The organism is Desulfovibrio sp. Huiquan2017 (assembly GCF_017351175.1).
In the GTDB taxonomy this organism is placed as follows: domain Bacteria; phylum Desulfobacterota; class Desulfovibrionia; order Desulfovibrionales; family Desulfovibrionaceae; genus Pseudodesulfovibrio.
Genome location: NZ_JAFMPN010000010.1, coordinates 154,030 through 171,590 on the forward strand (window position 1 = coordinate 154,030; position 17,561 = coordinate 171,590).

Below are 17,561 nucleotides of genomic sequence, written 5' to 3' on the forward strand. Positions count from 1 at the left end.
TCCCATAAATAGATGTAATCTATACCTTAAGACAAAAAAAGGGCAGGCCTAAGCCTGCCCCTTTCTTTACTTATTCCGCGTCGGCCTTTTCGTCGGCTTCAGGATTTTCCTTGGCCGGTTCTTCAGGCTTTTCGGTCTTTTCGGGAGCGGCCTTGGGCGCTTCCTTCTTCTCGGCCGTCTTGGCGGGAGCCTGCGTGGGCTCTGCCTTGGCCGGAGCTTCGGCGGCAGCCTCGCCTCCCTTCCGGGTCAGCTCGATGATGACCATGGGGGCGCAGTCGCCCTTGCGGGGCTGAGCGAGCTTGACGATGCGGGTGAACCCGCCGACGCCGCTTTCAAAACGCGGGCCGATCTCGTCGAAGAGACGCTGAACCATCTGGTGGCTGCCGAGGACCTTGTAGGCCTGACGGCGTGCGTGCAGGTCGTTGCGAATGGCCAGGCTGATGAGCTTGTCTACAATGCGACGAAGTTCCTTGGCCTTGGCTTCGGTGGTACGAATCTGTTCATAGGTCAGGAGCGCGCGAGCCATGTTCTTGAGCATGGCGGCACGGTGCGTATTGGACCGATTCAGTTTGCGACCGGACTTTCTATGCCTCATTTTTCTCTTTCCTCTTCAACCATTCCTGGTATTTCTTGTCAAAATCCTCGACCGTCATGCCGAACTTCAGCGTCATGCCGTCCAGAACCCGACGGATCTCGTCCAGGGACTTGCGGCCGAAGTTCTTGGTCTTGAGCATGGTTTGCTCGGTACGCTGGACCAGTTCGCCCACCAGCTGGATGTTGGCGGCCTTCAAGCAGTTGGTGGCGCGAACCGAGAGTTCGAGCTCGTCAATGGACTTGAAGAGGTTCGGGTTCAGATCGATGGAATCGTCCTCTTCCTCATGCGTCTCGGAGGAGGATTCGTCGAAGTTGATGAACACCGAGAGCTGGTCCTTGAGGATCTTGGCGCTGTAGGCGCAGGCATCCTCGGGAGTGACGGAGCCATCGGTCCACACTTCCAGGATGAGCTTGTCGTAGTTCGTCATCTGGCCGACTCGCGCCTGTTCGACGGAGTAAGCGACCTTCTTGACGGGGGAGTAGCTGGCGTCGAGGACCATGGAGCCGATTTCGTCGGTCAGTCCTTCATGCATGTCGGCCGGGACGTACCCTTTGCCCATGCGGACTTCCAACTCCATCTTCAAGGTGCGATTTTCGGTCAGGGTGGCGATGAGCTGATCCTTGTTCAGGATGGTCACATTCTGATTTTCCTGGATCATTCCGGCCGTGACCGGCCCCTTCTTGTTGGCTTCGAGGACCAAGCGCTGAGGCTCGTCCGTGGTCATGGCTATGCGAACCTGCTTCAGGTTCAGCACTACCTCGGTCATATCCTCAAGCACCCCGGGCAGCGTGGTGAACTCATGCTGCACTCCTTCAATGGAGGCGGACACGATGGCACACCCCTGCATGGAGGAGAGGAGAACCCGGCGCATGGCGTTGCCGATGGTGGTGGCATAGCCGCGCTCCAGGGGTTCGCAGATGAATTTACCGTACGTCCTGGAGGACTTGGAGTCGCGCACGAGGGCCTCGGGCTTGACCAACTCGCTCCAATTGCGGGTGTTGATGAGTTTGTCGCCGTTCTCAATAAGCATGTAGTCCCCTATTTACTTGGAGTACAATTCGACAATCAGCTGCTCGTTGATCGGGAACTGAATGTCTTCCCGGCTCGGCATGGCCTTAACCGTGCCCTTGAAGTTGGCGCCGTCGGATTCCAACCACTCGGGGCAGCCGCGGCGGGCGATGACTTCCTGGGCCTCGTTGATCACGGGGATCTTGCGGGCTTCCTCGCGGACCTCGATGACGTCCTCAGCTTTGACCTGCATGGACGGAATGGACACGCGGCGGCCGTTGAGCTTGAAGATGCCGTGACGGACCAACTGGCGAGCCTGGTCGCGGGAATTCGCGAAGCCAAGACGATAGATAACATTGTCGAGGCGGCGCTCCAGCAGGAACAGCAGGTTGTGACCCGCCACGCCCTTCATGCCTTCAGCGCGCTTGTAGTAAGTCCGGAACTGGCCCTCAAGGATGCCGTACATGCGGCGAACCTTCTGCTTCTCGCGCAGCTGGACGGCGTAGTCGGACATCTTGTGGCGCATGCGGCCGGCGTGTCCCGGAGGATAGGGGCGCTTCTCGTAAGCGCACTTGTCGGTGTAGCAGCGATCACCCTTGAGGAAGAGCTTCTCTCCCTCGCGGCGGCACAGCTTGCATTTTGCTTCGGTATATCTTGCCACGATAATTCTCCTTAATTAGACCCTGCGGCGTTTGGGCGGCCGGCAACCATTGTGCGGGATCGGGGTGATGTCCCGGATGAAAGTAACCTTGAAGCCGACGTTATTGATGGCGCGCATGGCGGCCTCACGTCCGGAACCGGGGCCCTTGACGTAGATGCCCACAGTGCGCATGCCCGAATCCTGCGCGCGCTTGGCGGCGGCTTCGGCAGCCATCTGGGCCGCGAAAGGAGTGGACTTGCGGGAACCCTTAAAATGAGCACCGGCGGAAGCCCAGCTGACGACATTGCCTTTGACGTCGGTGAAGGTCACGATCGTGTTGTTGAACGTGGCCTTGACGTGGGCAATACCGACGGGAATATTTTTCTTCTCTTTTTTCTTCCCAGAGCGACGGGGTTTAGCCATTGCCTTAATCTCCGTTGAATAAAAGTCTTATACAACGCCCGCGCGCTCACAGGCGCACAGGCGGAAGTCGCATGTCGAGCTATTTCTTCTTACGGCCCATGACGGAACGGCGCGGCCCCTTGCGGGTACGGGCGTTGGTCTTGGACTTCTGGCCGCGAACCGGCAGGCCGCGGCGATGGCGCAGACCGCGGTAGCAGCCGATGTCCATCAGACGTTTGATGTTGGTGGTGATCTCACGACGGAGGTCACCCTCAACCTTGTGGTTGTTCTCGATCTCGACACGGATCTGGTTGACTTCATCGGCAGTGAGGTCGTCACTGCTGGTCTTCCAGTCGATCCCGGTGGTATCGAGAATCTGCAGGGCCATGGTCCGGCCAATGCCGTAAATGTACGTCAACGCGATGTCGATGCGCTTGTTCCTCGGCAGATCAACGCCAGCAATACGTGCCATAGTTCTTTCCCTCTATCCTTGACGCTGCTTATGCCGGGGGTTTTCGCAGATCACCCGCAGCACGCCGTTGCGCCGAATTACTTTGCACTTGGAACACATTTTTTTCACAGAAGGTCTGACTTTCATGACCATCTCCAATGTCTAAATAACAATAATGCCCATACCCCCCTGTCGGGGGGTGGCCTTTTTAACGAAGCTGCGTTTTATACAGCCTTTTTGAACAAAGAGCAAGCCCGAATTACAGGCCCCGAAGGAGCTAGTCGGACAGGCTCAATATTCTCGGCCCGTCGGAGGTCACGGCCACGGTGTGCTCGAAATGAGCGGCCTTGGAACCGTCTTTGGTCACCGCAGTCCAATTATCCTCAAGAATCTCCACTTCGTGTGTTCCCAGCGTGACCATCGGCTCAATGGCAAGGACCATACCGGCTTTGAGAGGAACACCGGACAGCCCCCTGGGCACAAAGTTGGGGATCTCGGGCTTCTCATGAAGATGACTGCCGATCCCATGACCTACAAAACGACGGACGATGCCCAGGCCGAACCCTTCCACGTATGACTGGATTGCCGCGGAGATGTCATACAGATTGTTTCCGGGCCGGGCCTGTTCGATCCCTATATACAGAGACTCGCGGGTTACATCCATGAGTTTCTGCGCTTCGGCGGAAACTTTGCCCACCCCGAAGGTGCGGGCCGAGTCTCCGTGGAATCCCTTGTATTCGACACCCATGTCGAAACTGACGATGTCGCCCTCCTGGAGGATGCGCTCCTCGGAGGGAAAGCCGTGCACGATCTCCTCGTTGACCGAGCAACACAGGGCGAAGGGGAACCCCTGGTAACCCAGGAAATTCGGCCTCACGCCGTGCTCGTCGCAGCGTGCGCGGCAAATATTCTCGAAGTGCATGGTGGACACGCCGGGTCTGACGTTTTCACCCAGTTCGTCGAGAATTCTCGAAACAATGCGATTGGCCTCACGCATGAGGCCAATCTCTTTATCGTTTTTGAGAAAGACGCCCCTGAACTTTTTCAAAACTAGCGCCTGCCTTTAAGTTTGTTACCTTTCCCCATCAATCCCTCGTATTGGCGGGAGATCATGTAGGACTCGATCTGGCCCATGAAATCCATGGCCACGCCGACCACGATCAGAAGCGAAGTACCGCCGAAATAGAACGGCACGCCGAACTTGCTGATCAGGAACATGGGCAGCACGCAAACCGCCGAGACATAGAAGGCGCCCCACAGGGTGATGCGGGCCAGAACCTTGTCGATGTACTCGCGGGTGCGGTTGCCGGGGCGAATGCCCGGGATGAAGCCGCCCTGCTTCTGGATGTTCTCCGCGATTCCCTTGGGATCAAACATGATCGCCGTATAGAAATAGCAGAAGAAGATGATGATTCCGATGTACAGAATGTTGTACAGGATGGAATCCGGTCTCATGTAGGCCGAGAAATCCTGCAAATACTTGTTGCTCGAAAACTGAGCAAGCGTTGCAGGGAACATCAGTATGGAAGAAGCGAAGATCGGCGGAATAACACCGGCGGTGTTGATCTTCAACGGCAGATGCGTGGTCTGCCCGCCGAACATGCGTCGTCCTTGCTGACGTTTGGCATAGTGAATGGGTATACGGCGCTGTCCGCGCTCCATGAAGACGATGAAGGCCAAAGTAGCGACCATCACCACGATCAGGATGAGCAGGATGAACAGCGAGATCTCGCCCACGGTCATCAATTGCAGGGTATTGACCACCGCGGCCGGAAGGCCGGCGATGATACCCGCGTAGATGATCAGGGAGATGCCGTTGCCGATACCTTTTTCGGTCATCTGTTCGCCCAGCCACATCAGGAACACGGTGCCTGCGGTCAGGGTCAGAATCGTCATCAGTTTGAAGCCCATGCCGGAATAAAGGACCATGGGCGCGCCCGTGGGCGAACTCATGGATTCCAGTCCGGTGGCAATGGCGAAACCCTGAACGATGGTGATGAGCACCGTACCGTACCGGGTGTATTGGGTGATCTTCTTGCGGCCGGCCTCGCCCTCCTCCTTCTGAAGCCGCTTCAGCTCGGGGCTGACGACGGTCAGAAGTTGGAGGATGATCGAGGCCGAAATGTACGGCATGATACCCAAGGCGAAGATGGACATCCGTTTGAGTCCACCGCCTGAGAACATGTCGAACACGCCGAAGAGGGTGTTCTGCGCCTGCGCGAAGAACTCGGAAAGCGCAGCACTATCGACGCCGGGAATAGGGATGTGTATGCCCAACCGGTAGACAGCGAGCAGTGCGAACGTCCAGAGCAGCTTTTTCCGCAGCTCCGGCAACCGGGCAATATTGTCAACTCCTGACATCGTCTCAGTACCCTTCCGAATCAATAGTGAGTTTACGCCTCAATGGCCTTGGCGATTCCGCCGGCCTTGGCAATCTTGTCGGCGGCCGACGCACTGAAGCGATGAGCTTCAATGGTCACGGCCTTGTCGACTTCACCGGTGCCCAACACTTTAACCGGAGCGCCGTCTTTGACGACGCCGCGCTCGTACATGTCGGACAGAGTGATCTCGTCCTTGCCTTCGAACAGGGCGATAAGTCGGCCCACGTTCACGGCTTCATATTCTTCACGGAAGGGATTCTTGAATCCGCGCTTGGGCAGGCGCCGGGCGAGGGGCATCTGGCCACCCTCAAAACCGGGACGGACACCGCCGCCGGAACGGGCGTTCTGACCCTTGTGGCCCTTGGCGGCGGTCTTGCCCCATCCGGAGCCGGATCCGCGACCTATGCGCTTGCGATTCTTATATTCTTCCGGGAAGGCGTAGAGTTCATGAAGTCTCATGATTCGGTAACCTCCACCAGGTGTCTGACCTTGTAGATCATTCCGCGGATGACAGGAGTGTCATCGTGCTCTTTGACCTGATTGATCCTGCGCAGGCCCAAGGCTTCCAGGATTTTTACCTGGTCGGGCTTGCACGCGATCTTGCTTTTGATCTGCTTGACTTTAATCACGACGATATCCTTCCTACTTTCTGGGAGTGGAGACCGACACGCCGCGCAGGGAGGAGACCTCCTCGGCGCTGCGCAGGGACTCCAGCCCGGCCATGGTGGCCCGCAACACGTTGTGCGGGTTGTTGGTCCCGATGGCCTTGGTCAGGATGTCATTGACGCCCACGGCCTCCATGATCGCACGCACGGGACCACCGGCAATGATGCCGGTGCCTCGGCTGGCGGGCTTGAGCATGACGCGGCCCGCTCCGTAGCGTCCCAAAACCTCATACGGGAGGGTACCGTCCAGCAGGGGAACATTGATCATGTTCTTCTTGGCGCGTTCACTCGCCTTGCGGATGGCTTCGGGCACTTCATTGGCCTTACCCAGGCCGTAACCCACTCCCCCTTCACCGTCACCGACGACCACCAGGCAGCTGAAGCTGAAACGGCGGCCACCCTTGACAACCTTGGCGACGCGATTGAGGTAGACGATTTTTTCAATCAATCCACTTTCATTCTGTTCCATTGTTCTTTCCCTGGTGCCTAGAATTTCAGCCCGCCTTCACGGGCGCCGTCGGCAAGGGCTTTGATCTTGCCGTGGTAGATATATCCATTCCGGTCGAAGACGCAGGTCTCGATCTGCTTGGCCAAGGCGGCGGCGGCAATCGCCTTGCCCACCTTGGTGGCAGAATCCTTATTGGCCTTCAGCGTCTCGCCATCCTTGTTCAGCACCTGAGTGCTGGTGGAGGCCAGGGTCACGCCCTTCACGTCATCGACCAACTGGGCATAGATATGCTGGTTGGAGCGATAGACGACCAGACGGGGCCGAGCTTCGGTACCGGAGATCTTCTTTCTGATGCGGGGCTTGCGACGAAGCCTCTGTGCATTCTTGCTTTTCATGACTTTACCCCTACTTGGAGCCGGACTTACCGGCCTTGCGGCGAATAATTTCGTCGAGGTACTTGATGCCCTTACCCTTGTAAGGTTCGGGCGGACGCACACGACGAATCTGGGCCGCAATTTCACCGACAAGCTGCTTGTCGATGCCCTCGATGGTCAGCTTGGCGCCTTCCACCTTGGCCTCCAGGCCGGCGGGCAGGTCGAACTCGACCGGATGGGAATACCCGACGGCCAGAACGACTTTCTTGCCCTGCACGGACACCTTGTAACCGACGCCGATGACTTCCAGGGTCTTGGAAAAGCCCTTGGTCACGCCGTCCACGCAGTTGGCGAGCAGGGTCCTACGAAGACCGTGCTGGTCGCGGGAGCGGCGGGAATCATCCGCGCGGGAAACGTACACCTTGCCATCCTCAATCTTATACCCAACGGACGAATCGACCGGGGTATTCAAGGTTCCCTTGGGACCCTTGACCTGGATTTCGGAGGCTCCGACAGACACCTCGACACCCGAAGGGATGTCGATGGGATTCTTTCCTATACGAGACATAACGGAACCTCTTTACCAGATTTCGCAGAGGAGCTCGCCGCCAACATTGGCCTCTTTGGCCTTGGCGCCCTCGAGCAGCCCCTTGGAGGTGGACACGATACAAATACCGATGCCGTTCTGGACGCGGGGGATATCAGAAGCACCAACGTATACGCGGCGACCGGGCTTGCTGACCTTACGAAGGCCAGTAATGAGCGGTTTGCCATCGGCGTACTTGAGGGTAATACTGATGTCCCTGTCCTCGACAGCGTAGTCGGCGATATAACCTTCTTCCTTCAGGATACCCGCGATGGAAGACTTCATCTTGGAAGTCGGGACGGCGACATCAGTGTGATAGGCGCCGTACGCATTCCGAATGCGGGTCAACATGTCGGCTACAGGATCAACAACAGCCATTTCATTTCTCCTTAATTACCAGCTCGCCTTGCGGACGCCGGGCAGTTCGCCGGCGAGAGCCTTGTTGCGGAAGCAGATACGACAAATGCCGTACCGCCTCAGGAAAGCCCGAGGACGGCCACAAATCGGGCAACGATTGTAAGCGCGGACCTTGAACTTGGGTTTGCGGCTTGCCTTAACGCGTAAGCTTGTTTTGGCCACTTTCCGTCCTCCTACTTTTTAAAGGGCATGCCAAGGAGGTCAAGAAGCGTCTTGCCTTCCTTGTCGGTTTTGGCCGTGGTGGTCACGGTCACGTTCATGCCCTTCACCAACTCCACCCTGTCGATGTCAAGCTCGGGGAAGATGGTGTGTTCCTTGATGCCCAGGGTGAAGTTCCCGCGACCGTCGAAACCGCGGTCGGGGATGCCGCGAAAGTCGCGGACTCGGGGCAGAGCAAAGCTCACGAGCTTGTCATAAAAGTCCCACATGCGATCTTCGCGCAGGGTCACGCGGCACCCGACAGGCTGCCCCTCGCGCAGCTTGAACTGCGCGATGGACTTCTTGGCCAGGGTGACCACGGCCTTCTGCCCGGCGATGGCGGTCAACTCGTCACAGGCGGCCTCAATGAGCTTGCTGTTCTGACTGGCAGCTCCAAGACCGATGTTCAGGGAGATCTTGACCATTTTGGGGATCTCCATGGACGAGGTGTAACCGTACTCCTTTTGGAGCTCGGGGACGACCTTTTCGTTATACAATTTTTCGAGACGTGTCATACTGATACCTATTTGAAGGTCTCGTTGCACTTCTTGCAGAAGCGCACCTTCTTGCCGTCTTCAGTCTTCTTGTACCCTACCCGCGTGGGCTTGGTGCAGGCGTCGCAAACCACAGCCACATTGGATACATGGATAGGGGCTTCCTTCTCGATAATGCCACCGGGCTGCTGGGCATACGGATTGGCCTTGGTGTGGCGCTGGACCATGTTCACCTTTTCGACCAGGACCTTGTCCTGCTTCTTAAGGATCTTCAAGACCTTGCCGACCTTTCCCTTGTCCTTCCCGGCGATGACCATGACCTTGTCGTCTTTACGGATTTTAGTCTTCATCGTCATTTCCTTACAGAACCTCGGGAGCGAGGGAAACGATCTTCATGAAACCGGCGGCACGCAGTTCGCGGGCCACGGGACCGAAGATACGGGTTCCCACGGGTTCCATGTTGTTGTTCAGCAGCACGGCGGAGTTGTTGTCGAACTTGATGTAGGAACCGTCGGGACGACCGAGCTCCTTCTTCGTGCGGACGACAACCGCCTTCATGACCGAGCCCTTCTTCACCTTGGAATGGGGCATGGCCTCCTTGACGGACACTACGATAATATCACCGACGCTGGCGTAACGGCGCTTGGAACCGCCGAGCACCTTGATGCAGGCGACTTTCTTGGCTCCAGAGTTGTCAGCCACGTCGAGATTGGATTCAACCTGAATCATATTGATTTCCTCCTAATCCCTAGACGGCTTTTTCGAGGATCTTCACCAGGTGCCAGCGCTTGCGCTTGGACATGGGCCTCGACTCGACAATCTGCACCGTATCGCCGACACCGCAGTCATTGGCCGGATCATGGGCCATGAACTTTTTGCGGCGACGGATGTACTTCTTCAGCAGCGGATGCTTCACCAGGGTCTCGACGCGGACGACGATGGTCTTGTCGGCCTTGTCGGAGATGACCAGGCCGGTCAGCAACCGCTTGTTGCCTTGGTATTTGAACTCAGCCATTTCTTACGCTCCCTGTCGTTCCCGCTGAATGGTCAGGATACGGGCGATGGTCTTCTTGACGCCGGACAGAGCCTTGGTGTTTTCCAGCTGAGCAGTCGCATGCTTAAAGCGCATGGTGAACAACTCGTGCTGGGATTCCTTCAGCTTCTCGACCAGTTTGGCGTCATCCAGTTCACGAAGTTCCTTGGAAGTCATTTACAGACCCTCCTTGACTACGATGGCCGTTTTGATCGGCAGCTTGTAGGAAGCGCGCTTGAGGGCTTCCTTGGCGAGCTCGATGTCAACGCCCTTCACTTCGTACATGATGCGGCCCGGTTTCACCGGCGCGACCCAACCGTCGGGAGCGCCTTTACCCTTACCCATGCGGACTTCCGCGGGCTTGGAGGTGACGGGGAAATCAGGGAAGATGCGGATCCAGACCTTACCGCCGCGTTTGATGTGGCGCATGATGGCCACACGGGCGGACTCAATCTGCTGGCTGGTGATCTTTCCGTGCTCCAATGCCTTCAGGCCGATATCGCCGAAGGACACTATGTTACCCCGTTGGGCCTTGCCTCTGAGGCGGCCTTTCTGCCGCTTTCTGAATTTCACTCTTTTTGGAGCAAGCATTACTGTTGTACCTCTTTGTCCAGGATCTCACCTTTGAAGATCCAGACCTTGACGCCGATTACGCCGTAGGTGGTAGCCGCCTCGGCAAAACCGTAGTCGATGTCCGCACGGAGGGTGTGCAGGGGCACACGCCCATCACGGTACCATTCGCCGCGCGCGATCTCGGCGCCGGCCAACCGGCCCGCGCACGCGACTTTGATACCCTCGGCGCCGAATTTCCTGGCAAGGCCCACCGTGCGCTTCATGGCACGGCGGAAGGCAATGCGGCGTTCGAGCTGCTGGGCAATGTTCTCAGCTACGAGCTGAGCTTCAACCTCCGGCCGACGGATCTCGTTGACCTCAATGGTGAACTCGGTTTGAAACTTGTTGCGCAATTCCTCACGCAACTTTTCTATCTCTACACCCTTGCGGCCGATGACGATACCGGGACGCGCGGTGTGGATGATCAGGCGAATCTTGCCGCCGGCCCGCTCTATCTCGATGCGGGAAACGCCGGCCTGATACAGTTTTTTCTTGACGAACTTGCGGACCTGGTCGTCCTGAAAGACGAACGCAGGATAGTCCTTTTTGCTGTACCAGCGGGACAGCCAGTTCTTGTTATACCCCAGACGAAAACCGTAAGGATGTACTTTCTGTCCCATGCTACTGTTCCTTGACTACAATGGTGATATGGCTGGTGCGCTTGCGGACACGGTAGGCGCGGCCCATGGCGCGCGGCTGAATGCGCTTCCAAGTGGGACCTTCGTTGACCACGACCGATGCGACGACCAGGGAGTCCACGTCCACGCCGGGCATCTGCTCCGCGTTGGACACGGCGGAGTACAGCACCTTGCTGAGAATGTCGGCGGGCTTCTGCGGGGTAAACCGCAGGATGTTCAGGGCATCCTCGACGCCCTTGCCCTTGATGTTCTCGGCGACGATGCGGGTCTTGCGCGGCGACACACGGATGAACTTAGCGACTGCTTTGGCTTCCATAACGTACTCCCCCTACTTCTTCTTGTCGGCGACGTGGCCGAAGTAGGTGCGGGTCGGGGAGAATTCACCCAGCTTGTGTCCGACCATGTTTTCGGTCACGAACACGGGGATGAACTTCCGGCCATTGTGGACGGCGAAGGTCATGCCGACCATCTCGGGGACGATCGTGGAACGGCGCGACCAGGTCTTGATCACGCGGCGGTCCTGATTCTCGGCGGCCACTTGTATTTTCTTGATCAGGTGACCGTCCAGGAACGGTCCCTTCTTCAGCGATCTAGGCATTGGTTATACTCCTACTTCTGGCCGCGGCGTTTGACGATGAGCTTCGAGGAAGCCTTCTTGCGGTTCCGGGTCTTGTAGCCCTTGGCCGGGGTACCCCACGGGGACACCGGATGGCGACCACCGGAACTGCGGCCCTCACCACCACCCAGCGGGTGATCGATCGGGTTCATTGCCACACCACGGACCTTCGGGCGACGGCCAAGCCAACGATTGCGTCCGGCCTTACCGATCTTGATGTTCTCGTGATGAATGTTACCAACCTGGCCGATGGTGGCGCAACAGGTGGCCAGCACCTTGCGGACTTCGCCGGAGGGCATGCGCAGCAGCGCGTACTTGCCTTCCTTGGCGATGAGCTGGGCATAGGTCCCGGCGGCGCGGCAGAACTGGCCGCCCTTGCCCGGGTACAGCTCGATGTTGTGCACGACGGTACCGGTCGGGATCTGGGTCAGAGCCATGGCGTTGCCGGGCTTGATGTCGGCGCCTTCACCGGCGGTGATGACGTCGCCCTGATTCAGGCCCACCGGGGCCAGGATGTAGCGCTTCTCGCCGTCCGCGTAATGCAGCAGGGCGATACGGGCGCTACGATTCGGATCGTATTCGATCTCGGCCACCTTGGCGGGCACGCCAAGCTTGTTCCGCTTGAAGTCGATCAGGCGATACAGGGACTTGTTGCCGCCGCCGCGACGACGCATGGTCACGCGGCCGTTATTATTGCGGCCGGCTTTCTTGGTCAGACCTTTGGTCAGCGACTTCTCGGGAGTGGTCCGGGTGATCTCCGCGAAATCGGAGATGGTCTGGAACCGGCGGCCCGGAGAAGTAGGCTTCAGCTTACGGGTTGCCATGGGTTACACTCCTTCGAAGATTTCGATTTTATCACCGGCTGCAAGTTTGACGTAGGCCTTCTTGTAACCGGGGACGCGGCCACCGGTCAGACGGCCCATGCGCTTGCGCGGCGAGGCTTTCTTGCTGACGATATTCACGGACTCGACTTTGACGTCGAAGGCTGCTTCAACGGCCTTCTTCACCTCGATCTTGTTGGAATCGGGGTGGACGTAAAAAGAGACGTGATTGGATTGCTCCTTGGCCTCGTTGGCCTTCTCGGAGACCACGGGCTTGAGCAGGACTTTCGAATAATCCATTACTTCAACCTCTCTTGAACGTCTTGGGCGGCGGACTCGAGCATAACCAGCTCGGGGTACAGCAGCACGTCGTAAACATTCAGCTTATCGGCCTCGATGACCTTGATGTGCGGCATGTTGCGCGCAGACATGGTCAGCTTCTGATCGGCGTCTTTGGCGACGATCAGGGTCTTGTTCAGGCCGAGGTTCTTGGCGACTTCGGCAAAGGCCTTGGTCTTGATCTCAGGGAGATCGATGGACTTGACCACCGTCATCTTCTCTTCGGAGACGCGGGAGGACAGGGCCATCTTCAGGGCCAGCTTGCGCACCTTCTTGTTGACCTTGAAGGCATAGTCGCGGGGCTGCGGGCCGAAAACGGTGGCACCGCCGCGCCACAGGGGCGAATTGTTGGAACCGGCGCGGGCGCGGCCCGTGCCCTTCTGGCGCCACGGCTTGCGGCCGCCGCCTGCCTTCAGAGCGCGGTTCTTGGTGGCGTGGGTGCCCTGGCGCTGGGAGGCGCGCTGGGCGCGGACGACCTGGTTGAGGATTTCGGGCATGATCTCTACCTCGAAAACCTCGGGGGCCAGCTCGAAGTCGCCCACCTTCTTGTTATTCTGATCTACAACTTGAATTTTTGCCATGACGAATACCTCTTAGCCGTTCTTGCGGATCATCACGAGGCCGTTGTTCGGGCCGGGCACTTGGCCCTTGACCACCAGGACGTTGTCCTCGGGCCTGACATCGACGATCTCAACGTTGCTCAGGGTCACGCGTGCGTTACCCATCTGGCCGGGCATCTTTTTGCCCTTCCAAACACGGCCGGGATATGTCGCGTTACCGACGGAGCCGGGGACGCGATGCACTTTCTCGGCACCGTGGGAAGCGCGGGAGCCAGCGAAGTTGTGACGCTTCATGACGCCCTGGAAACCCTTACCCTTGGAGGTACCGGTAACCTTGACCTTCTCGCCGGCGGCAAAGATGTCGACGGTGAGTTCCTGGCCCAGCTCATAGCCTTCCACGACCTCCAAAGGAAATTCCTTGAGGTGGCGGTACAGGGTGTCGCCGGCCTTGGCCATATGGCCTTTCATGGGCTTGTTCACCTTACGCTCGGGAACGGTGTCGTAACCGAGCTGCAAGGCGTTGTAGCCTTCCTTGTCCGTGGTCTTGATCTGCATCACCGCGCAGGGACCGGCCTCGATGACCGTGACGGGGCAGATGGTACCATCGTCCTTGAAAATGCGGGTCATGCCCAGCTTTCTGCCAAGCAATCCGAGAGTCTTAGCCATAACTATACTCCTAGAGCTTGATCTCGACGTCCACACCGGCGGGCAACGAAAGCTTGCCCAGGGCGTCAACAGTCTGCTGAGTGGGTTCAAGAATATCCAGAAGACGCTTGTGAATGCGCATTTCGAACTGCTCACGGGACTTCTTGTCCACGTGAACGGATTTCTGGACGGTGGTACGATGAATGTCGGTGGGCAGCGGCACGGGGCCGGCGATAGCCGCACCGGTATTCCGGGCGGTGTCAACGATCTCGGTGACAGCCTTGTCCAGAATACGGTAATCGTATGCTCTCAGTTTAATTCTGATGCGATCGCTCGCCATCGAAGCAGCCATAGTGCTTTCTCCTCAAAGGATTTATCTTTACCGCGCCCGAAAAGGAAAAGGCGCCGAATCATGCGGCGGTCGGGTTGAGTACACCCGCACCGCCGCACTGTCAAGCAAAGGGAAAATCCTAGGCTCTACGTGTTAATCGTTTCCTTTCATCAACTCTTCGGCCAAGTTGCCGGGCAACCGCTCGTAGTGGTCGAACTGCATGGTGAAGGTGGCACGGCCCTGGGTCTTGGAACGGAGGTCCGTGGCGTATCCGAACATCTCGGACAGCGGCACGAAGGACCGGATGACCTGTACGCCCGTGCGGGCTTCCATTTCGCCCACGCGGCCGCGGCGGCCGTTCAAATCGCCCATGACATCGCCGAGGTAGTCCTCGGGAGTGACCACTTCCACAGCCATGATCGGCTCAAGCAGCACCGGCTTGGCGCCTCTACAGGCTTCCTTGATGGCCAGAGAACCGGCAATGTAGAAGGCCTGCTCGCTGGAGTCCACCTCGTGGTAGGAACCAAAGACCAGCTTGACCTTCACATCGACGACCGGGAACCCGGCCACGATGCCGTTCTTCATGGCATCCCGGATGCCCTTGTCCACGGCGGGGATGTATTCCTTGGGAATCACGCCGCCCTTGATCTCGTCCACGAACTCGTAGCCCTTCTCGGGGTTGGGCTCGACTTCGATGACGACGTGGCCGTACTGGCCACGGCCACCCGACTGCTTGGCATGCTTGACATCGACCTTGTTCGGCGCGGAGATGGTCTCTCGATAAGCCACGCGGGGAGCGCCCACGTTGGCGTTCACGTTGAACTCGCGCAACAGACGGTCAACGATGATTTCGAGGTGCAACTCACCCATTCCGGCGATCAGGGTCTGTCCGGTCTCTTCGTCGCCCTTGACGCGGAAGGACGGATCCTCCTTGGCCAGCTTGACGAGAGCGGCGGACAGGGTGTCGCGGTCTGCCTTGGTCTTGGGTTCGATGGCCACTTCGATAACCGGCTCGGGGATGTCCAGGGACTCCAGAGCCACGGCGCGCTTGAGGTCGCACAGGGTATCGCCGGTGGCCATATTCTTGAGGCCGACGGCGGCGACGATGTCGCCGGCGTATGCCTCTTTGATTTCCTCACGCTTGTTGGCGTGCATTTTCAAGAGACGACCGATGCGTTCCTTCTTGCCGGTGGCCGCGTTCATGAACGTGGCACCGGACTCGATCTTACCCGAGTAGAGACGCAGGAAGGTCAAGTGACCGACGAACGGGTCGGTCATGAGCTTGAAGGCCAGCGCGGCCATGGGTGCGTCGTCGTCGCAGGGGCACTCGATGACTTCTTCGGTCTTGGGGTCCACGCCCTTCATAACCGGGATGTCCAGCGGGCTGGGCAGATAGTCCACAACGGCGTCGAGCAACGGCTGCACGCCCTTGTTCCGGAATGCGGTGCCGCACAGCACGGGACAGATGGACAGGCTCGTGGTGGCCTTGCGCACACCCTCGCGGATCTCCTCCGGGGTCAGCTCCTCTTCGGCCATGTACTTTTCGAGCAGACCCTCGTCTTCCTCGGCAACGGCCTCGATCATCTCGGCGCGCATCTCCTCGTACTGGTCCTGGAGTTCGGCCGGGATATCGGCGGTGGTGAAGCTGGCACCGTGATCCTTGTGATCATAGATATATGCCTTGCCCTCGATCAGATCGACGACACCTTCGAAAGCGTCCTCGGAACCGATGGGCAACTGCAGAGGAACAGCCTTGGCGCCCAGACGGGTCTTCATCATGTGAACGCAACGGAAGAAATCGGCGCCGATGCGGTCCATCTTGTTGACGAAGGCCATGCGGGGCACGTGATACCGCTCGGCCTGGCGCCACACGGTCTCGGACTGGGGCTCGACGCCCGCCACGGAGTCGAAGACGGCGATGGCGCCGTCCAGGACGCGCAGCGCGCGCTCGACTTCCATGGTGAAGTCCACGTGGCCCGGGGTGTCGATGATGTTGATGCGGTGCTCACGCCAGAAGCAGGTGGTAGCGGCAGACGTAATGGTAATGCCGCGCTCCTGTTCCTGTACCATCCAGTCCATGGTGGCTTCGCCGTCATGGACCTCGCCGATCTTGTGCGACACGCCGGTGTAGAACAGAATCCGCTCGGTAGTGGTAGTCTTGCCCGCATCGATGTGGGCCATGATACCAATATTTCGCTGTTTCTCTCTGGGTACTTTTCTCGCCACTTTACTCTCCGTGACTACCAGCGGTAGTGAGCGAAAGCCTTGTTAGCTTCAGCCATCTTGTGGGTGTCTTCGCGTTTCTTCACCGCGCCGCCACGGTTGTTGTAGGCGTCCAGCAGTTCACCGGACAGACGGGCAACCATGCCCTTCTCGCCGCGCCCGCGGGCGTAACCGATGGCCCAGCGAATGGCCAGGGCGGTCTGGCGGTCGGGACGGACCTCCATGGGCACCTGGTACGTGGCGCCGCCGACACGGCGGGACTTGACCTCCAAGGCCGGACGGATGTTGTCCAGGCACTTCTCGAAGGCGCGCAGAGGGTCTTCGTTGGTCTTCTCGGCCAGGATGTCGATGGCCTTGTAGAAAATTTGTTCCGCAGTGGACTTCTTGCCGTCCAACATCAGACGGTTGATGAAGCGGGTGATGAGCTTGCTGCCGTATACGGGATCCGGCAGGATCTGCCGCTTGGCGACAGGACCTTTACGAGGCATTTCTTTCTCCTTGGATTTCGGCCGGGGGGACATTATTTCGGGCAGCCTCCGCCCTACTTTGTCATCCCACCCCGGGCATTACGAAAGTGGCTAAAACCTATTTCGGGCGCTTGGTGCCGTACTTGGAACGACCGCGGCGACGATCATCGACACCGGAGGTATCGAGGGTGCCGCGAACGACGTGGTAACGGACACCGGGAAGGTCCTTCACACGGCCGCCGCGAATCAGGACCACGGAGTGTTCCTGCAGGTTGTGGCCCTCACCACCGATGTAGGCGGTGACTTCCATGCCGTTGGTCAGGCGCACGCGGGCGACCTTACGAAGCGCGGAGTTCGGCTTCTTGGGGGTCGTGGTGTACACCCTGGTGCAAACACCGCGGCGCTGAGGGCATTCCATCAGGGCCGGGGTCTTCTTCCGCTTGGGCTGCGCTTCGCGGCCTTTACGGATGAGCTGGTTAATGGTGGGCATTCATCCTCCAATCATTAGTTAATACTGTACCTCTGCGCAAGTCATGCGCAAAGAGGACCGGAAGTACTTCATTCTCCCGACTGTTGTCAAGGGCTTTCGCCCTTTACGCGGGTGTACTTCCCGATCC

General features: G+C 58.5%; 32 protein-coding genes. All 32 read right to left on the reverse strand.

Features of this window, described 5'->3' with window-relative positions; translation table 11 throughout:
• Positions 1-70: 70 nt before the first annotated feature.
• Complete coding sequence (gene rplQ, locus J0909_RS10280; protein WP_207262600.1) at positions 71-595, reverse strand: 50S ribosomal protein L17; 525 nt, start codon at positions 593-595, stop codon at positions 71-73.
• The gene (locus J0909_RS10285; RefSeq protein ID WP_207262601.1) at positions 585-1,625 is read right to left on the reverse strand and encodes a DNA-directed RNA polymerase subunit alpha; all 1,041 of its coding nucleotides are present in this window, start codon (positions 1,623-1,625) and stop codon (positions 585-587) included. Before J0909_RS10285 ends, rplQ begins: the two co-directional genes overlap by 11 nt.
• 12 nt (positions 1,626-1,637) lie before the next feature.
• Entirely contained in the window at positions 1,638-2,264 is a 627-nt protein-coding gene (gene rpsD, locus J0909_RS10290) for a 30S ribosomal protein S4 (RefSeq protein ID WP_207262602.1), read from the reverse strand.
• 15 nt (positions 2,265-2,279) lie between these two features.
• Positions 2,280-2,666, reverse strand: a complete 387-nt coding sequence (gene rpsK, locus J0909_RS10295; RefSeq protein ID WP_014324051.1) for a 30S ribosomal protein S11 — start codon at positions 2,664-2,666, stop codon at positions 2,280-2,282.
• 79 nt (positions 2,667-2,745) lie between these two features.
• Complete coding sequence (rpsM, locus tag J0909_RS10300) at positions 2,746-3,117, reverse strand: 30S ribosomal protein S13 (RefSeq protein ID WP_207262603.1); 372 nt, start codon at positions 3,115-3,117, stop codon at positions 2,746-2,748.
• A gap of 12 nt (positions 3,118-3,129) precedes the next feature.
• Positions 3,130-3,243: a 50S ribosomal protein L36 gene (gene rpmJ / locus J0909_RS10305; protein ID WP_014324049.1), complete on the reverse strand. Its 114-nt coding sequence runs from the start codon at positions 3,241-3,243 to the stop codon at positions 3,130-3,132.
• Positions 3,244-3,373: 130 nt separating this feature from the next.
• Entirely contained in the window at positions 3,374-4,144 is a 771-nt protein-coding gene (gene map, locus J0909_RS10310) for a type I methionyl aminopeptidase (protein ID WP_207262604.1), read from the reverse strand.
• Between the two features lie 2 nt (positions 4,145-4,146).
• Entirely contained in the window at positions 4,147-5,457 is a 1,311-nt protein-coding gene (secY, locus tag J0909_RS10315) for a preprotein translocase subunit SecY (protein ID WP_207262605.1), read from the reverse strand.
• A 32-nt stretch (positions 5,458-5,489) separates the two neighbouring features.
• Positions 5,490-5,936 carry a 50S ribosomal protein L15 gene (gene rplO / locus J0909_RS10320; RefSeq protein WP_207262607.1) on the reverse strand — a complete coding sequence of 149 codons (447 nt, stop codon included), beginning with the start codon at positions 5,934-5,936 and terminating at the stop codon, positions 5,490-5,492.
• Positions 5,933-6,106: a 50S ribosomal protein L30 gene (gene rpmD, locus J0909_RS10325; RefSeq protein WP_207262609.1), complete on the reverse strand. Its 174-nt coding sequence runs from the start codon at positions 6,104-6,106 to the stop codon at positions 5,933-5,935. Before rpmD ends, rplO begins: the two co-directional genes overlap by 4 nt.
• Positions 6,107-6,119: 13 nt before the next feature.
• On the reverse strand, positions 6,120-6,611 hold the full coding sequence (gene rpsE, locus J0909_RS10330) for a 30S ribosomal protein S5 (protein WP_207262611.1): 492 nt from the start codon (positions 6,609-6,611) through the stop codon (positions 6,120-6,122).
• Positions 6,612-6,628: 17 nt separating this feature from the next.
• The gene (gene rplR / locus J0909_RS10335) at positions 6,629-6,985 is read right to left on the reverse strand and encodes a 50S ribosomal protein L18 (RefSeq protein WP_207262613.1); all 357 of its coding nucleotides are present in this window, start codon (positions 6,983-6,985) and stop codon (positions 6,629-6,631) included.
• Positions 6,986-6,995: 10 nt separating this feature from the next.
• A complete protein-coding gene (gene rplF / locus J0909_RS10340; RefSeq protein WP_207262614.1) occupies positions 6,996-7,532 on the reverse strand; it encodes a 50S ribosomal protein L6 in 537 nt (178 codons plus the stop codon).
• A 12-nt stretch (positions 7,533-7,544) separates the two neighbouring features.
• Entirely contained in the window at positions 7,545-7,928 is a 384-nt protein-coding gene (rpsH, locus tag J0909_RS10345; protein WP_207262615.1) for a 30S ribosomal protein S8, read from the reverse strand.
• Between the two features lie 15 nt (positions 7,929-7,943).
• Complete coding sequence (locus tag J0909_RS10350; RefSeq protein WP_014324040.1) at positions 7,944-8,129, reverse strand: type Z 30S ribosomal protein S14; 186 nt, start codon at positions 8,127-8,129, stop codon at positions 7,944-7,946.
• 11 nt (positions 8,130-8,140) lie between these two features.
• Positions 8,141-8,680 (reverse strand): 50S ribosomal protein L5, encoded by a 540-nt coding sequence (gene rplE / locus J0909_RS10355; RefSeq protein ID WP_207262616.1) that lies wholly within the window; start codon positions 8,678-8,680, stop codon positions 8,141-8,143.
• A gap of 8 nt (positions 8,681-8,688) precedes the next feature.
• On the reverse strand, positions 8,689-9,009 hold the full coding sequence (gene rplX / locus J0909_RS10360) for a 50S ribosomal protein L24 (RefSeq protein WP_207262617.1): 321 nt from the start codon (positions 9,007-9,009) through the stop codon (positions 8,689-8,691).
• 10 nt (positions 9,010-9,019) lie between these two features.
• On the reverse strand, positions 9,020-9,388 hold the full coding sequence (gene rplN / locus J0909_RS10365) for a 50S ribosomal protein L14 (protein ID WP_066805540.1): 369 nt from the start codon (positions 9,386-9,388) through the stop codon (positions 9,020-9,022).
• Between the two features lie 19 nt (positions 9,389-9,407).
• Complete coding sequence (gene rpsQ, locus J0909_RS10370) at positions 9,408-9,674, reverse strand: 30S ribosomal protein S17 (RefSeq protein WP_014324036.1); 267 nt, start codon at positions 9,672-9,674, stop codon at positions 9,408-9,410.
• A gap of 3 nt (positions 9,675-9,677) precedes the next feature.
• Positions 9,678-9,869, reverse strand: a complete 192-nt coding sequence (rpmC, locus tag J0909_RS10375) for a 50S ribosomal protein L29 (RefSeq protein ID WP_207262618.1) — start codon at positions 9,867-9,869, stop codon at positions 9,678-9,680.
• A complete protein-coding gene (gene rplP / locus J0909_RS10380; RefSeq protein ID WP_207262619.1) occupies positions 9,870-10,283 on the reverse strand; it encodes a 50S ribosomal protein L16 in 414 nt (137 codons plus the stop codon). It abuts the gene before it with no gap.
• Positions 10,283-10,924 carry a 30S ribosomal protein S3 gene (gene rpsC, locus J0909_RS10385; protein ID WP_207262621.1) on the reverse strand — a complete coding sequence of 214 codons (642 nt, stop codon included), beginning with the start codon at positions 10,922-10,924 and terminating at the stop codon, positions 10,283-10,285. Before rpsC ends, rplP begins: the two co-directional genes overlap by 1 nt.
• A 1-nt stretch (position 10,925) precedes the next feature.
• On the reverse strand, positions 10,926-11,258 hold the full coding sequence (rplV, locus tag J0909_RS10390) for a 50S ribosomal protein L22 (protein WP_014324032.1): 333 nt from the start codon (positions 11,256-11,258) through the stop codon (positions 10,926-10,928).
• 12 nt (positions 11,259-11,270) lie between these two features.
• Positions 11,271-11,540, reverse strand: a complete 270-nt coding sequence (gene rpsS, locus J0909_RS10395; RefSeq protein ID WP_014324031.1) for a 30S ribosomal protein S19 — start codon at positions 11,538-11,540, stop codon at positions 11,271-11,273.
• A gap of 11 nt (positions 11,541-11,551) precedes the next feature.
• Positions 11,552-12,382 (reverse strand): 50S ribosomal protein L2, encoded by an 831-nt coding sequence (gene rplB / locus J0909_RS10400; protein ID WP_207262623.1) that lies wholly within the window; start codon positions 12,380-12,382, stop codon positions 11,552-11,554.
• 3 nt (positions 12,383-12,385) lie between these two features.
• Entirely contained in the window at positions 12,386-12,679 is a 294-nt protein-coding gene (rplW, locus tag J0909_RS10405) for a 50S ribosomal protein L23 (protein WP_207262625.1), read from the reverse strand.
• Positions 12,679-13,299, reverse strand: a complete 621-nt coding sequence (gene rplD, locus J0909_RS10410) for a 50S ribosomal protein L4 (RefSeq protein WP_207262627.1) — start codon at positions 13,297-13,299, stop codon at positions 12,679-12,681. The genes rplW and rplD overlap by 1 nt, the downstream gene beginning before the upstream one ends.
• 12 nt (positions 13,300-13,311) lie before the next feature.
• Positions 13,312-13,944, reverse strand: a complete 633-nt coding sequence (gene rplC / locus J0909_RS10415) for a 50S ribosomal protein L3 (RefSeq protein WP_207262629.1) — start codon at positions 13,942-13,944, stop codon at positions 13,312-13,314.
• A 10-nt stretch (positions 13,945-13,954) separates the two neighbouring features.
• Entirely contained in the window at positions 13,955-14,275 is a 321-nt protein-coding gene (gene rpsJ / locus J0909_RS10420; RefSeq protein WP_014324026.1) for a 30S ribosomal protein S10, read from the reverse strand.
• A 132-nt stretch (positions 14,276-14,407) separates the two neighbouring features.
• Positions 14,408-16,480: an elongation factor G gene (gene fusA, locus J0909_RS10425; RefSeq protein ID WP_207262631.1), complete on the reverse strand. Its 2,073-nt coding sequence runs from the start codon at positions 16,478-16,480 to the stop codon at positions 14,408-14,410.
• 14 nt (positions 16,481-16,494) lie between these two features.
• Positions 16,495-16,965: a 30S ribosomal protein S7 gene (rpsG, locus tag J0909_RS10430; protein WP_207262633.1), complete on the reverse strand. Its 471-nt coding sequence runs from the start codon at positions 16,963-16,965 to the stop codon at positions 16,495-16,497.
• 97 nt (positions 16,966-17,062) lie between these two features.
• Positions 17,063-17,434, reverse strand: coding sequence for a 30S ribosomal protein S12 (rpsL, locus tag J0909_RS10435; RefSeq protein ID WP_207262636.1), 372 nt, complete (start codon positions 17,432-17,434; stop codon positions 17,063-17,065).
• Positions 17,435-17,561: the final 127 nt, after the last annotated feature.

Coding starts and splice junctions, on each gene's coding strand:
- rplQ (WP_207262600.1), bottom strand. CDS start 595: ATGAGGCATAGAAAGTCCGGTCGCAAACTGAATCGGTCCAATACGCAC.
- J0909_RS10285 (WP_207262601.1), bottom strand. CDS start 1,625: ATGCTTATTGAGAACGGCGACAAACTCATCAACACCCGCAATTGGAGC.
- rpsK (WP_014324051.1), bottom strand. CDS start 2,666: ATGGCTAAACCCCGTCGCTCTGGGAAGAAAAAAGAGAAGAAAAATATT.
- rpsM (WP_207262603.1), bottom strand. CDS start 3,117: ATGGCACGTATTGCTGGCGTTGATCTGCCGAGGAACAAGCGCATCGAC.
- rpmJ (WP_014324049.1), bottom strand. CDS start 3,243: ATGAAAGTCAGACCTTCTGTGAAAAAAATGTGTTCCAAGTGCAAAGTA.
- secY (WP_207262605.1), bottom strand. CDS start 5,457: ATGTCAGGAGTTGACAATATTGCCCGGTTGCCGGAGCTGCGGAAAAAG.
- rplO (WP_207262607.1), bottom strand. CDS start 5,936: ATGAGACTTCATGAACTCTACGCCTTCCCGGAAGAATATAAGAATCGC.
- rpsE (WP_207262611.1), bottom strand. CDS start 6,611: ATGGAACAGAATGAAAGTGGATTGATTGAAAAAATCGTCTACCTCAAT.
- rplR (WP_207262613.1), bottom strand. CDS start 6,985: ATGAAAAGCAAGAATGCACAGAGGCTTCGTCGCAAGCCCCGCATCAGA.
- rplF (WP_207262614.1), bottom strand. CDS start 7,532: ATGTCTCGTATAGGAAAGAATCCCATCGACATCCCTTCGGGTGTCGAG.
- rpsH (WP_207262615.1), bottom strand. CDS start 7,928: ATGGCTGTTGTTGATCCTGTAGCCGACATGTTGACCCGCATTCGGAAT.
- rplE (WP_207262616.1), bottom strand. CDS start 8,680: ATGACACGTCTCGAAAAATTGTATAACGAAAAGGTCGTCCCCGAGCTC.
- rplX (WP_207262617.1), bottom strand. CDS start 9,009: ATGAAGACTAAAATCCGTAAAGACGACAAGGTCATGGTCATCGCCGGG.
- rplN (WP_066805540.1), bottom strand. CDS start 9,388: ATGATTCAGGTTGAATCCAATCTCGACGTGGCTGACAACTCTGGAGCC.
- rpsQ (WP_014324036.1), bottom strand. CDS start 9,674: ATGGCTGAGTTCAAATACCAAGGCAACAAGCGGTTGCTGACCGGCCTG.
- rpmC (WP_207262618.1), bottom strand. CDS start 9,869: ATGACTTCCAAGGAACTTCGTGAACTGGATGACGCCAAACTGGTCGAG.
- rplP (WP_207262619.1), bottom strand. CDS start 10,283: ATGCTTGCTCCAAAAAGAGTGAAATTCAGAAAGCGGCAGAAAGGCCGC.
- rpsC (WP_207262621.1), bottom strand. CDS start 10,924: ATGGGACAGAAAGTACATCCTTACGGTTTTCGTCTGGGGTATAACAAG.
- rplV (WP_014324032.1), bottom strand. CDS start 11,258: ATGGAAGCCAAAGCAGTCGCTAAGTTCATCCGTGTGTCGCCGCGCAAG.
- rpsS (WP_014324031.1), bottom strand. CDS start 11,540: ATGCCTAGATCGCTGAAGAAGGGACCGTTCCTGGACGGTCACCTGATC.
- rplB (WP_207262623.1), bottom strand. CDS start 12,382: ATGGCAACCCGTAAGCTGAAGCCTACTTCTCCGGGCCGCCGGTTCCAG.
- rplW (WP_207262625.1), bottom strand. CDS start 12,679: ATGGATTATTCGAAAGTCCTGCTCAAGCCCGTGGTCTCCGAGAAGGCC.
- rplD (WP_207262627.1), bottom strand. CDS start 13,299: ATGGCAAAAATTCAAGTTGTAGATCAGAATAACAAGAAGGTGGGCGAC.
- rplC (WP_207262629.1), bottom strand. CDS start 13,944: ATGGCTAAGACTCTCGGATTGCTTGGCAGAAAGCTGGGCATGACCCGC.
- rpsJ (WP_014324026.1), bottom strand. CDS start 14,275: ATGGCTGCTTCGATGGCGAGCGATCGCATCAGAATTAAACTGAGAGCA.
- rpsG (WP_207262633.1), bottom strand. CDS start 16,965: ATGCCTCGTAAAGGTCCTGTCGCCAAGCGGCAGATCCTGCCGGATCCC.
- rpsL (WP_207262636.1), bottom strand. CDS start 17,434: ATGCCCACCATTAACCAGCTCATCCGTAAAGGCCGCGAAGCGCAGCCC.